The 13,559-nt window shown below is 37.5% G+C and carries 16 protein-coding genes; 7 read left to right on the forward strand and 9 right to left on the reverse strand.

Annotation, left to right across the window (positions count from 1 at the left end; translation table 11 throughout):
* Positions 1-300 precede the first annotated feature (300 nt).
* Positions 301-957, reverse strand: a complete 657-nt coding sequence (locus tag A33I_RS10095) for a YkyA family protein (protein WP_022628312.1) — start codon at positions 955-957, stop codon at positions 301-303.
* 268 nt (positions 958-1,225) lie between these two features.
* On the opposite strand from A33I_RS10095, the gene A33I_RS10100 reads away from it, so the two are divergent.
* The 4 genes from A33I_RS10100 (at position 1,226) to rnjA (ending at position 4,404) form a co-directional block, all read left to right on the forward strand.
* Entirely contained in the window at positions 1,226-1,408 is a 183-nt protein-coding gene (locus A33I_RS10100; RefSeq protein ID WP_022628313.1) for a YjcZ family sporulation protein, read from the forward strand.
* Between the two features lie 111 nt (positions 1,409-1,519).
* Positions 1,520-2,059, forward strand: a complete 540-nt coding sequence (gene def, locus A33I_RS10105) for a peptide deformylase (RefSeq protein ID WP_022628314.1) — start codon at positions 1,520-1,522, stop codon at positions 2,057-2,059.
* 464 nt (positions 2,060-2,523) lie between these two features.
* Positions 2,524-2,733, forward strand: coding sequence for a DNA-dependent RNA polymerase subunit epsilon (locus tag A33I_RS10110; protein ID WP_022628315.1), 210 nt, complete (start codon positions 2,524-2,526; stop codon positions 2,731-2,733).
* Positions 2,734-2,736: 3 nt separating this feature from the next.
* Positions 2,737-4,404 (forward strand): ribonuclease J1, encoded by a 1,668-nt coding sequence (gene rnjA / locus A33I_RS10115; protein ID WP_012959571.1) that lies wholly within the window; start codon positions 2,737-2,739, stop codon positions 4,402-4,404.
* A 34-nt stretch (positions 4,405-4,438) separates the two neighbouring features.
* On the opposite strand, the gene A33I_RS10120 is transcribed toward rnjA, so the two are convergent.
* The gene (locus A33I_RS10120; RefSeq protein WP_022628316.1) at positions 4,439-5,104 is read right to left on the reverse strand and encodes a potassium channel family protein; all 666 of its coding nucleotides are present in this window, start codon (positions 5,102-5,104) and stop codon (positions 4,439-4,441) included.
* 171 nt (positions 5,105-5,275) lie between these two features.
* Complete coding sequence (locus A33I_RS10125; protein WP_022628317.1) at positions 5,276-5,827, reverse strand: peroxiredoxin; 552 nt, start codon at positions 5,825-5,827, stop codon at positions 5,276-5,278.
* Between the two features lie 329 nt (positions 5,828-6,156).
* Here A33I_RS10125 and A33I_RS10130 point away from each other — a divergent pair, with 329 nt between their 5' ends.
* The 3 genes from A33I_RS10130 to A33I_RS10135 all read left to right on the forward strand — a co-directional run bounded on the left by A33I_RS10130 (position 6,157) and on the right by A33I_RS10135 (position 7,922).
* Complete coding sequence (locus tag A33I_RS10130; RefSeq protein WP_022628318.1) at positions 6,157-6,990, forward strand: mechanosensitive ion channel family protein; 834 nt, start codon at positions 6,157-6,159, stop codon at positions 6,988-6,990.
* Between the two features lie 134 nt (positions 6,991-7,124).
* Positions 7,125-7,295 carry a hypothetical protein gene (locus A33I_RS20835; protein ID WP_022628319.1) on the forward strand — a complete coding sequence of 57 codons (171 nt, stop codon included), beginning with the start codon at positions 7,125-7,127 and terminating at the stop codon, positions 7,293-7,295.
* Positions 7,296-7,433: 138 nt separating this feature from the next.
* Entirely contained in the window at positions 7,434-7,922 is a 489-nt protein-coding gene (locus tag A33I_RS10135) for a spore coat protein (protein ID WP_022628320.1), read from the forward strand.
* 98 nt (positions 7,923-8,020) lie between these two features.
* On the opposite strand, the gene A33I_RS10140 is transcribed toward A33I_RS10135, so the two are convergent.
* The 6 genes from A33I_RS10140 to A33I_RS10165 form a co-directional block, all read right to left on the reverse strand.
* Positions 8,021-8,275: a YkuS family protein gene (locus A33I_RS10140; RefSeq protein ID WP_012959577.1), complete on the reverse strand. Its 255-nt coding sequence runs from the start codon at positions 8,273-8,275 to the stop codon at positions 8,021-8,023.
* A 112-nt stretch (positions 8,276-8,387) separates the two neighbouring features.
* Positions 8,388-9,509 carry an N-acetyldiaminopimelate deacetylase gene (locus tag A33I_RS10145; protein ID WP_022628321.1) on the reverse strand — a complete coding sequence of 374 codons (1,122 nt, stop codon included), beginning with the start codon at positions 9,507-9,509 and terminating at the stop codon, positions 8,388-8,390.
* 152 nt (positions 9,510-9,661) lie between these two features.
* Positions 9,662-10,378 (reverse strand): 2,3,4,5-tetrahydropyridine-2,6-dicarboxylate N-acetyltransferase, encoded by a 717-nt coding sequence (gene dapD / locus A33I_RS10150; RefSeq protein ID WP_012959579.1) that lies wholly within the window; start codon positions 10,376-10,378, stop codon positions 9,662-9,664.
* Positions 10,379-10,480: 102 nt separating this feature from the next.
* The gene (locus A33I_RS10155; protein ID WP_022628322.1) at positions 10,481-11,377 is read right to left on the reverse strand and encodes an AEC family transporter; all 897 of its coding nucleotides are present in this window, start codon (positions 11,375-11,377) and stop codon (positions 10,481-10,483) included.
* A 155-nt stretch (positions 11,378-11,532) separates the two neighbouring features.
* Positions 11,533-12,813: a TRAP transporter large permease gene (locus A33I_RS10160; RefSeq protein WP_022628323.1), complete on the reverse strand. Its 1,281-nt coding sequence runs from the start codon at positions 12,811-12,813 to the stop codon at positions 11,533-11,535.
* Entirely contained in the window at positions 12,814-13,386 is a 573-nt protein-coding gene (locus A33I_RS10165) for a TRAP transporter small permease (RefSeq protein WP_022628324.1), read from the reverse strand.
* Between the last annotated feature and the right edge of the window lie 173 nt (positions 13,387-13,559).

Consider the following 13,559-nt stretch of genomic DNA (forward strand, 5'->3'; position numbering starts at 1 on the left):
GATTGCTTAATCAATATAGATCAGCTAACACGTCTCCTGTATTAGTCTAATCTAAATTAAATTAATACAATTCTTCTTTCGGAATTAAGTCTACAACACTAAATCTAAATCCGTCAATCCTTTTGTTTATCGTTTTCTTTGCATAATTTTTCACAAACATTTCGTTCTACTAAAAAAACTGTGTTATAGGTCAATCACCAAAAGAATAATACAGTTATCCTTTCCCACCTTATAATCATTCTCGTTAAAGGCGTTTCATCACTCTTGCTTTTGAAACAAGAAAAAAAGCGAACTAAAAGTTCACTCATCATAATGAACTTCTAACTCCGCTTTTTCATAGAAATCTCGTTTTAATTGATTGTACTTTTGTGTATGTTCATTAAAGCTTTCTTTGTATTGTTCTACCAATTCATATTGCTCATTTACTGTGTTTATCTGCGCTTGAAGCTCATCTATTGATAATTCTTCATCTTTTAACATCTCAAACAACGTGCGATCCTCACCCATTGCTTCTATGTAATTTGTGTATAAACCATGATACGCCTCAAATCGATTATTCATTTCTTCTTCTAAACGAGTAACAAGCTCAACTAATTCTTCTTGATCCAACTCAGTTGCCGCTTCATTGATCCGGTCAAACTCCTCTTTGCTTTGTTCAATACTTTCTTTTTCCTCTTCTATAAGCTCTTGTCTTTGTTCAATAGATGTTAATGCTTCATCTGCAAGCTGCTCAATCTCAACTAAATCATCTGTCCCCATCGTAATCATTTGTTCATACAGCTCATATTCTTTTTCTTCCGCTTCTTGAAGTGCTTGTTGATTTGATACAAATGGTTCCTCTAGTTCGACTGCACTCTCTAAATGTTCATAAATCGTTTCAGTAGCACTGCTGCCACACCCAGCAAGCAGCCCAACCGCTATTGCTAACGAAACAAATCCGTATCTTTTACTAAACATAAATCCGGTCTCCCCCTAACCTATTATCTGTCTTTAGCTACCTAAAACAGTATATGAACCGACAATAAATAACAAGTGTTAACCATTGTGGAAATAGCATCTAATTAAACTCTATGTCCAAGAAATATAGTTATGTGCCTGTATTTTAGTTTTTTTAATCTTTTTTTGAAAAATGGGCATTCATCCAACCACCCATCTGGGTTCTGCATAGAGTAGTTAGTGAGTCGCACCTGATGCGATGGCTTTTTAACAAAAAGGAGGAGTTCAAATGTACGGATACAGTTATGGCGGTCAAGGTTGTTACGATCCATGTGGATACGGGTATGGTGCACCAGTAGCAGGTTATGCAGGTGGCGGATGTGGTAAAGGCTTCGCGTTAATCGTAGTATTATTCATCCTATTGATTATCGTGGGTGCGTCTCGCTTTGGTCACGGCGGACACTGCTGCTAATTAGTACAACGAGAGTAAGCCTTGTGCTTGCTCTTTTTTCTTTCAAAATAACTTGCTATTTCAGTTTATTCTTCTTAAAGTAAGAATAGAAATAAAAGGAGTGATACATACATGCTTACCATGAAGGATGTAGTCCGTGAGGGACATCCCGTATTAAGAGAAGTTGCTAAAGAAGTTCCTCTTCCTGCTTCAATGGAAGATAAAGAAACATTGCAGCGTATGCTTGACTTTGTCATTAATAGTCAAGACCCAGAGCTTTCTGAGAAATATCAATTACGTCCAGGTGTCGGGATCGCTGCCCCTCAAATCGGCATCGCAAAAAGAATGTTTGCTGTTCATGTTGCTGATGACAATGACAATTTATACAGCATGGGGTTATTTAATCCGAAGATTATAAGCCATTCTGTTCAAGAAACGCATCTAGAAAGCGGCGAAGGATGCTTATCAGTTGACCGTGACATACCTGGAATTGTTCCAAGATATGCCAGGATCACTGTTAAAGGAACCAATCTTGACGGAGAAGAAGTTACCTTACGTCTTCGCGGGCTTGTTTCCATTGTTTTTCAACATGAAATGGACCATTTAAACGGAATTATGTTTTATGATCGAATAGAAGGTTTTAAAGACCCATTAAAAAAAGAATTACCGTAAAAGGATGCTCAACCTGGGCTTCCTTTTTTTCTTTTTCTTCTTTAATTCAATGCCAGGATTGCCCCTCCCATATTTTACCTCGAAAAACAATAATTCGACGACACATACTAAAGGCATAAAAATATATCGATTGGCGCTTCGTTCGTCAAACAAGAACTAAAGGAGGATCTATTATGTTAAAGCGTATTCGTAAAAAGCTGCTTAAAGGCTGTCGTCACCTCTTACCAAAAAATCGTTTATTGGAAGTATAACTCTTTTTTATTCTGACGAGAATGACATGAATGACTGGTTAAGGATTAGACAAGCCATTTATGTCTATTTTCTATAGATGAAAATATCGTTTAGAATTCAACGTTTGGTTCTTTGCATTACTTGGCTGATGCTACTTTAAAAGAAAAACATGAAAAAGAGCGGCATTTGCTTTATAATGAAAATATAACCAACGTTAAGGAGAGGTTTTATTTATGATTTTTAAAGTGTATTTTCAAAAGAACTTTCACCAAGTTCCAGTGCGTGAATTAACAGAAACTATTTATGTCGAAGGTGAATCAGAATCCGATGTACGTAAAAAACTCGTACCTCGTGAATATAATATTGAATTCGTTACACCTGTCTCTGGGGCATATCTTGAGTATGAAAAACAAAATGAAGACTTTAAAGTGGAGTCTATCTAACAAATGAAACAAATGAAAAACAATCAAACAGCTGTATTTGCATTAGGCGGATTAGGTGAGATCGGTAAAAATACCTATGCTGTGCAGTTTCAGGATGAAATTATTCTTATTGATGCCGGAATAAAGTTTCCAGAGGACGAGCTTCTTGGTATTGATTACGTAATTCCTGATTATTCTTTCTTAGTAAAAAATGAAGATAAAATTAAAGGCCTTTTTATTACTCACGGCCACGAAGATCATATCGGTGGAATCCCTTATTTATTAAGAGCTGTTAATATCCCAATTTATGGCGGTAAGCTTGCTCTTGGTTTATTAAAAGGAAAGCTTGAAGAACATGGGTTATTACGTAAAGCTAAACTTCATGAAATTCATGAAGATCAAGTGGTTAAGTTCACCAAAACTTCTGTTACATTTTTTAGAACAACGCATAGTATCCCAGACTCATACGGAATTGTCGTGAAGACACCTCCAGGAAATGTTGTTCACACAGGGGATTTCAAATTCGACTTTACACCTGTAGGAGAACCAGCCAACTTAACTAAGATGGCAAAGATCGGTGAAGAAGGTGTTCTTTGTTTATTATCTGATAGTACAAACAGTGAAATTCCTGAATTTACAATGTCAGAGCGTAAAGTTGGCGAAAGTATCGATTCCATCTTCAGAAAAGTCGATGGCCGCGTAATCTTTGCTACATTCGCTTCAAACATTCATCGATTGCAGCAAGTGGTTGAAGCTTCAGTGGAGCATGGTCGAAAAGTAGCTGTGTTTGGACGCAGCATGGAAAATGCTTTGACAATCGGCCAAGAGCTTGGTTACATTAAAGCTCCTAAAAATACCTTCATTGAACCTTCGCAGTTAAACAAACTGCCAGACAATCAAGTTACGATTTTATGTACAGGTTCACAAGGAGAACCAATGGCAGCTCTTTCAAGAATTGCTTTTGGGACGCACCGTCAAATTCAAATTATTCCTGGAGATACAGTTGTGTTTTCTTCTTCCCCTATCCCGGGTAATACATTGAGCGTAAGTAAGACAATTAATCAACTTTACCGTGCTGGCGCAAATGTCATTCACGGTGCATTAAGTGATATTCACACGTCAGGTCATGGCGGGCAAGAAGAGCAAAAATTAATGCTTCGTTTAATGAAGCCGCAATATTTCATGCCGATCCACGGGGAATACCGCATGTTAAAAATGCATGTGAAACTAGCCACTGATTGCGGTGTGGAAGAGAAGAACTGCTTTATTATGGATAATGGTGATGTATTAGCTATTCACCCTAATGAGGCAGGTATTGTAGGGAAAATTCCATCTAGCTCAGTCTATGTAGATGGAAACGGTATTGGTGATATTGGGAACATTGTATTGCGTGATCGTCGAATTCTTTCTGAGGAAGGACTTGTCGTTGTAGTAGTAAGTCTGGATATGAAAGAATTCAAGGTGACGGCGGGACCAGACATTATTTCACGCGGATTTGTGTACATGCGTGAATCCAGTGACTTAATACATGAAGCTCAAAAGCTGTTAAGCAAGCACCTTGATGAGGTCATGGCAAGAAAAACCTCGCAATGGTCCGAAATTAAAAATGAAATGACAGATCTTTTAGGACCGTTTTTATATGAGAGAACAAAACGTAAACCAATGATTTTACCAATTATTATGGAAGTGTAAGAAAGTACGAGCGGATATCAAATGATATCCGCTTTTATTTGGTGTCATCAAACATCTGTTCAAACCTCTTAATATCTTCATCTGCTCCAAGCACAATAAGAAGGTCATCTTGCTCTATCAGTTGGTCTGCTTTAGGCGAAACAATCATTTCTGCTCCACGCTTTATAGCCATTACATTACAGCCGAACGCAGCCCGAACATTTAATTCGACAAGTGTTTTTGCATGCATTTTACTTCCAGCAAACATCTCTATAATACTATACTTATCAGAGACTTCTAGATAATCAAGTACGTTTTTAGACATCAAATGATGAGCGATTCTAGCACCCATATCTCTTTCCGGGTGAACAATCCTCTCTGCTCCTATTTTCACGAGCACTTTTTCATGATAATCATTTTGTGCTTTAACTGTGATATGCTCTACCCCTAATTCATCGAGAATCAGTGTGGTTAAAATACTAGCTTGAATATTATCACCAATCGCAACAATGACATGTTCAAAATTACGTATTCCGAGATGCCTTAATGCTTGTTCATCAGTCGAATCAGCCACTACCGCATGGGTCACTACATCACGATATTGATTGACTTTTGCTTCACACTGATCAATCGCTAACACTTCTACTCCTTGTTCAATAAGAGCACAACAAACGCTCCCTCCAAAACGCCCCAAACCAATGACAGCAAATTGCCTCTTCATACCTCACCTCCAATAGGACCTATCTCATCATATTTTCTAGACAAAATAAAAAGACCTCTTTGAAGAGAGGTCGTTAGCATGACTATTCTTTTGTCTCTAACACACGATCTATTTGTGGAATAAGCGAAAAGTGTCTAACATGAAAGCTCAATCATCATTATGGTTTACACCTTATAATGAAAGTGTTTTTTGACCAGGCTTCCAGTTTGCTGGACAAAGTTCCCCTGTTTGGAGTGCTTGCAGGACACGTAGGGTTTCATCTACATCTCGGCCGATGTTGTTATGGTTTACAACTGAATACATTAACTCTCCCTCTGGACTTATGATGAATAGACCCCGAAGAGCAATCCCTTCTTCTTCAATCAGCACACCATATTCACGCGATACTATATGATTTGTATCTGCCGCTAATGGATATTTCAACTCGCCAAGTCCATTATCATCACGTGAGGTGTTGATCCATGCTTTATGAGTATGAATGGTATCAGTTGATACCCCAATTATTTCAGCATCTAAGTCATCAAATTTCTCGTATCGATCACTTAAAGATATAATTTCTGTCGGACAAACATGCGTAAAGTCCATTGGGTAAAAGAAAAGCACGGTCCACTTATCATTTTTCATATTATCTTCAAGGCTTACTTTAGAAAATTCTTTGTTAGGCATCACAGCATCCATTTCAAATCGCGGGGCTTGCTTTGCAACCATACGCTTATCTGACATATGTAGTACCTCCTTAAATAATTGAACTTTTAATTTATTTTTATGAAAACAAAAACACTTAACAATAGTTAAATAAACTATTATAACCATAACCCTTAAACGTTGACCTTTTACTATTCTCACCCGTAAGTAAACGAATCATGCACGCTCTTTCCTACACCTGCTTTATGAATATTTCTTAATCATTCCTTACAAAAGAGCGTGGTTTCTAATTTGTAGTTTAATTGGACTTATGCTACGATTTTTAACGTATTCGGTTAAATAAGCGTTTTATTTAGTCGCAATAGGTTATTACTAAATTAGAGAACAGAATGTCAGGAGTGGGTAAATTGGATCAATGGACCAGTTATTTAACAGAAGGAGCATTTTTAACAGCTGTTTTATTAGTAATCGGACAGCTTTTTATTGCCATAATTGCATTTTTAATTGTTCGTGCAATTGGTAGGAGGATTATTAGTTCTGGTTTTGAAAGAATGCAGGCTCAAAAAAACATGACTCATGGAAGAATGAAAACCCTCGAGAAATTAACTCTTAATATTTTTTCCTACATATTAATCTTTGTCTTCATAACGATCATAGCAGGAATTTTCGAACTGCCCATCGGAGGATTAATAGCGGGTGCCGGGGTTGTAGGTCTGGCGATTGGTTTTGGAGCTCAAGGTCTTGTAAGTGATGTAGTAACAGGTTTCTTTTTACTTCTAGAAAAACAGATTGACGTAGATGATTATGTAACTGCAGCTGGTATTGATGGAGTGGTAGAAGAAGTAGGACTTCGCACGACCCAAATTCGCGGGTTTGATGGAACGCTCCACTTTGTACCAAATAGAGAGATCTCAAGTGTCAGCAATCATTCCCGCGGTAACATGCGTGCGTTGATTGATATGAGTATTTCTTATGATGATAATATTGATGAAGCAATTGCTGTTATGCAATCGGTATGTGATAAGATTGCTTTAGAGGATGAAACAATTAAAGAAGGTCCTAACGTGATCGGTGTCCAAGGACTTGGGGACTCTGATGTAGTCATTCGAGTGATTGCCAAAACAGAAAATATGATGCAATGGGCTGTTGAACGAAAACTGCGTAAGGAACTAAAAGAAGCATTGGATGCAAATAATATAGAAATACCTTATCCTCATCAAGTTTATATTGAAAAGAAATAATTTGATCCCATATCAAAAGGAAGGCTGTATGAGCCTTCCTTTTTTCTTTATGATGAAATTAGATTTAATACCTAACACCCTTTGGTGAAAGTTTCATACGTTTATAGTATTCCTATTATGTAAGGAGGGTAAAAATGGGAAAACATCAACGTGATCTAATTAATCTCATGGTTAAAAATGTATTAAAAAAGCATCAAGCTGACCTCAACTTAGACAATATCAGTTCTGAACAAAAGCGTGAGATACGTGCCATGGTAGAGAATATTCAAGCAGAAGTAGAACAATTTCTAGATAAAAAGAAATAAGTTCTAGAACAACCTATGGACAAACCATTCTCTAAGTGAGAGTGGTTTTTATTTTTGTACGTTTTCCTCTGTTATTCTGTCCAAACCTTCTTTCTTTTCTTACATATGCTGAACTATAAATCGAAAGGAGGAAAATTCATGAAAAGAATATATGTTTACAACGGGGAAGCAGCTGCTGCCCAAGCAAATAACAGATGGTCTGCTCTAGATGCAGCTTCGAACCATCGAATTTGCGATGCAAATGACATCGATAACCAAGAAAATGTAGAACAAGGTGCTGCTCAAACAAATAAGACTTTACAATTATCAGAGGAATATATCGTCATTAAGGATTCTACTGATGTGAATGTCATCTCTACTGATGTGAAAGCAGCATTATCTCTTCAAGCATCCTTACAAGCAGCCATTGCCATTGTAGTACGTCTTGCATTTGACAATGGTGAAACTGCAGAGCTGGTTACACAAGATTTATTACAAACGGCTAAGCTCAAACAACTCTCTTACCAAAAAACAGTGATTGAAAATAGCCATAATGTAGATGTTACAACTACAGATACACAAGTTACAGCAAATATTCAACTTTTAGTTCAGTTATTGATAGCGTTACTTGTTAACTTGGATCTGTAATACTGCATTATATGCAGGCAGCTATATGACTGCCTGCATTTTTTTCTAGGCTTTCGTGGAAAAAAGGACTTCGATTGACCAATCGAAGTCCTTTTCCTTTATTGCTGCTGACGTCCTAGTTTAGCTTCTACTTGCTGACAAACATCTTGAGCCGTCATTCCATCAGCGTTAATAACAGACCCATCAAAAGCCGCATTTTGCATACCCATTACATTTTGATCTTGGCCTGTAATGACGCAGCAGTCACAGCCTTGTGAATCTTGTTCATTTCTTAATTGAACGATCTCATACCCTTTAGATTGAAGTTCTTGTTGTACATCTGTAAGCGATTGTTCGACACCAATTTTCGGCATCAGATACACCTCCGTATGAATATAAATTGTTACATCTATAGAGTAACCAACATTCACCAAAGTATGTATATCTTACTCAGTTAAAAAGATAGGGTAAATGAAATCTGTGAACTTATTTTGTATTGATAAAACTAATTAAATGATGGACAGCAAATTCGATCGCTTCTTCATCTGGTTCTAATCTAGCATCATGGAGGCCATATTGATTATTTACCCCTAACCAAAACATAAATCCAGGAATTTCTTCTAGAAAATAACCGAAATCTTCACCTGTCATAGCTTCAGGACTCTCAATAAATACTGCTTCTGGACGTTTTTTTGTAAACTCTATAAATTCTTCTGTTCTTTCTTGTTCATTATATACTTGACAATAATTTGCCCCATAGTCAATGGAAGCTTCACAAGTAAAACCCACTTCTACGCCTTGTACCAATTGCTGGATTCTCTGTTTAATAATCTGCATTGTTTCCATGGACTTTGTACGTATGGTCCCTTCAATGGTCGCCTCTTCTGCAATAATATTTTGCTTTGTACCACCTTTAATGACACCTATTGTCACTACACCTGCATCAAGCGGGTTAATATTTCGTGAGACAACACTCTGTAACTGAGTAACTAAATGACTTGCTGCAACAACCATGTCATTTGCCGTGTGAGGATAGGCTGCGTGCCCTCCCTTCCCCTTCAAAGTAATAAACAGCTCAGAAGTATTTGCAAAAAGCATACCGACTCTCGTGGAAATCGTTCCAACCGGGTATTCAGGTGCAATATGTAAGGCCATGATCTCATCAGGCCACCACTCACGAAGTTCTTCTGATTTAAGCATAGGTTCCGCACCCCCTGGACCTTCTTCAGCTGGTTGAAAAATAAAGAGGAGGTTATGGGCAGGCTGATTGTTACTATAGTAGCCAAGGACCCCTAGCGCGATGGTCATATGAAAATCATGTCCGCAGGCATGCATAAATCCATCATGAGTAGATTGATAACCTATACCATTTGTTCTCTCTTTTATTGGTAGTCCGTCAATATCAGCACGGTACGCAATGGTTTTTTCAGAGTGGCTTCCATTCACCTTAACTAAAATACCCGTTCTCCACGTTTTGATCTCTAAGAAGTCTTGAGGCAGCTCGTTAATTTTATTTAGTAAGTAAGCTTGCGTCTTAATTTCATTAAATCCAATCTCAGGAATTTGATGTAAATCTCTTCTTATTTTAATAAGGTCTAAAGCATTCAAAAGGCCCCTCCCCTTTCTATTAATAACTATCTCTTCTAATTATATCATCTTATATCATCGACTTGTCTCCATTTGGAGGATGGTGAATGTATCGAAATGGAAAAAGAGCTTTGCTCTAAAATATAGAGCAAAGCTACTTTCTTTCCTAATTATTAATCGTTAAGGCGGCGAAGTTCTTGCTTGATCTCCGTTTTACCTTTTGTTTTTTCATCAATCTCTTTAATCACGCGAGCTGGTGTACCTGCTACAACCGTATTTGGAGGAACATCTTCTGTTACAATAGCTCCAGCTGCTACTACAGCTCCCTTACCTACTGTAACCCCTTCAAGGATAACACAGTTAGCACCAATCACTACATCGTCTTCTACAACAACAGGCTTTGCAGAAGGCGGCTCAATCACTCCTGCTAAGACAGAACCTGCACCAACATGACAGTTCTTCCCTACTGTAGCTCGTCCACCAAGTACAGCGTTCATATCGATCATTGTACCTTCACCAACAACTGAACCAATGTTAATGCTTGCACCCATCATGATAACAGCATTATCACCGATCTCAACTTGATCACGAATGATAGCACCTGGCTCAATGCGTGCTTTGATGTTTTTCATATCAAGAAGCGGAATAGCTGAATTGCGGCGGTCATTTTCTACAACAAAATCTTCAATTTTAGCTTCATTTTCTTTTAAAGCCGGTTCAATTTCTTCCCACTCACCAAATAATACGCCTGTATTTCCTGTAACGAATGATTTTGTATTAGCACCAAAATCGATTCCTTCAATTTCACCTTTAATATGTACTTTTACCGGTGTCTTCTTTTGACTGTTTGAAATAAATTGAATAATTTCATTAGCATCCATCATTTTCACGTAAAAAACCTCCTACATCTTTATAAAACACTTCTTCATTATGATAAAGAAACCTGTACAAAATTGCAATGATGTTGCTGATAAAGTTAAAGAAAATCTATTTTACCCTAACCAAATAAGCAACCCTGTAATAGTCAGTACACTGCCTATTGTCGTCATAAGAGTAATACTTGAAACAAGTCTAGGTTCTGCTTGGAATTGGACCGCATACATAACAATCGTTGCAGCTGACGGCATAGCTGCAGATACAATTAATACTTTACTCAGGAGCGGTTCAACGGGAAGAAATAATAAAATCAGAAAAGCTAAAGCAGGTGAAATAAACAACCTTGTCAAAAATCCAAAAGAAAGATTAGGCCAATCAAAATCCCCCCACTTAATAAGTGCTAGCTGCATTCCTAATATAAGCATCACTGTTGGTACAGTTGCCTCAGCTATCATATCAATAGTTAATATTAATGGATTTGGCATCTCTAGTGCTAACACATTAAATAGCAGCGCAATGATCACAGCATACGTTGCGGGCATAGCAAGTACAGCCTTCTTAGCAATCTTTATGCCGTCTTTACCTTTCGCTGCGTAATACACCCCAAAAAAGTTCATTATAATCGCTTGTAGAACCATAAATGAAACAGAATAAGCAAATCCCGCTTCGCCGTATGCAAAAAGGATAATAGGCGCGCCGTAATTTCCTGAATTCATAAAGGCTGTGGCTAGGATCATCCCGCTCTCTTCGGAAGTTGATAGTCTTCTAATCTTTGCATATAGCTTGTTAATGAAAATTAATCCAAATAACAATGCCATAGCAAACGTAACCATATAGACATACTGTAAATTCAGCTCTGATGTATAAAAGGTGCGAAACACAAGACAAGGGGTCATAACATAAATAGCAACAGTAGAAATCGGTTTGATATCTACCTGCTTCCACTTTTGTATCAAGAAACCAAGTACAAAGACAAGTAATACAGGTAACATGACATGAATGAATATGGTCATTATAACGCCTTCTTTTTTATTTTTATTCGTTATCTCTTATTCAAATCTCTTATTCAAATCTCTTATTCAAATCTCTTATTCAAATAAATCTACTACAATAAATCCACTAAAAAAAACACGTAAAAGAGGCTAGCACTCTAACCTCTTTTACGATTTTATTGTTTAAATTGCAGGAGCCATAATGAAAGCTCAGGTATGAAGACAATTAATAGCAACGTAGCAAGCATCGCTACAAAAAATGGAATAATTGCCTTTGAAAGAGTCTCAATGGATAGTCCTGAGATTCCCGAACCAACGAAGAGATTTACTCCAAGCGGCGGGGTAATGAAGCCAATAGCTAAATTGACAACCATAATAATACCAAAATGTATCGGATCGTATCCTAAATTAACGGCAATCGGTAATAAAATCGGTGTCAGAATAATAATTGCTGCAAGTGTATCCATAAAACAGCCGACAACTAACAGCAGTATCGTTATAAGCAAGATAAGGACAATTGGATTTTCTGAAATCGCAAGCATTGCTTCTGCTACTTGATTTGGGATTTGCTCAATTGTTAATAGTCTTCCAAAAGCCGTTGCTGAACCAACGATAATTAATACCGTGGCAGTTGTCAATGCCGCATCAGCAAAGACGCGCGGCAGGTCTTTTATCTTTAATTCACGGTATAACAACAAACCTGCAATAAGGCCGTACACTACTGCGATAACTGCAGCCTCAGTCGGGGTGAAAAAGCCCCCATATATCCCTCCAAGTATAATAACTGGAATGAGAAGTGCCCATTTTGCTTCCCATGCAGACCGCAGAATATTTTTCACTGATGTTTTCTCAGCAGTCCCTGTATAGCCTTTTTTCTTAGAATGAAAATAGGCATAAATCATGAGCCCTAACCCTACTAGTACACCTGGAATAATCCCGGCAATAAACATATCGCCAATAGAGGCACTGCCGACCACCCCGTAAATAACCATTGGTATACTAGGTGGAATAATAACACCTAAAGAACCTGCAGCAGCAACAAGAGCAGTTGCAAATTTTTTATCATAACCTTGACGGACCATTGCAGGTATCATGATCCCGCCAATTGCTGCAACAGTTGCCGGGCCTGAGCCAGAAATTGCTGCAAAGAACATACACGTAATGATTGTAGCAATCGCGAATCCACCCGTTTTATTCCCTACGATTGAATTGGCAAATAAAAACAACCGGTTAGAAATACCACCTTTACCCATAATTTCACCAGCTAAAATAAAGAAGGGCACCGCCATTAAAGGAAAGGAGTCAACCGATGTAACTAGTCCTTGAACAAGAAACTCAACTGGAATCGACCCAGAATATAAAATAGTAACCAGCGTCGCCAGACCAAGAGCTATCCCGATTGGAACACTTAAAAATAAAAAGAGTGCAAAACTAGCAAATAAGACAATAGCAGTCATTTATTTATCCTCCTTTCGGTCAAGAGGAGTAAGATCTTCCTCATTCAGACGCTGCTCAACAATTAATTCCTGCTCCGTTTTCACCTCGAAAGAGTCTTCACCTACTAAGGATTTCCCTTGTATAATTAATTGTTGAATTAACCGAATAGAGGTTAACGCCATTCCAACTGGTGTCGCCATATAGACTAGACCCATTGGAATATGTAAGGCTGGAGACGTTTGACCAAAAGCAAGAAGCCTTTCAGCAATATCATAGCCGTAAATAATAACAAACACAGCAAACGCCAGAAATAATAGATTAGCAAACATAGCGAGCAATACTTTCCCTTTCCCTTTTAAGAGAAGAAGTGCTACATCGACTTTAATGTGCCGTTGCTTTTTTACTCCATAACTAATCCCTAAGTAAACTAACCAGATAAAACAATATCTCGCAAGCTCTTCTGACCAAGACAAAGAAGATTCCATTACATGCCGCATAAATACTTGGGCTGCAATCACTACAACCATGACGACAGAAAATCCTATTAAGAACACTTCCTCAAAATGTTCATCGATCCATCTGAGCAATTTCACCAAATATCTCCCCTTATCTATCTTTTTCTCTCTCTTATTAATTAAGAAGCACAAAACTAATTATGTCTATAGCCATATTCACTTTCGGACTTCTTTTTTTAGTTTTTTTTGACTTTTTAGAAAAAAAAAAAAAAAAAAAAAAAAAAAAAAAAAAAAAAAAAAAAAAAAAAAAA

The organism is Alkalihalophilus marmarensis DSM 21297 (genome assembly GCF_000474275.2).
GTDB lineage: Bacteria > Bacillota > Bacilli > Bacillales > Bacillaceae_D > Alkalihalophilus > Alkalihalophilus marmarensis.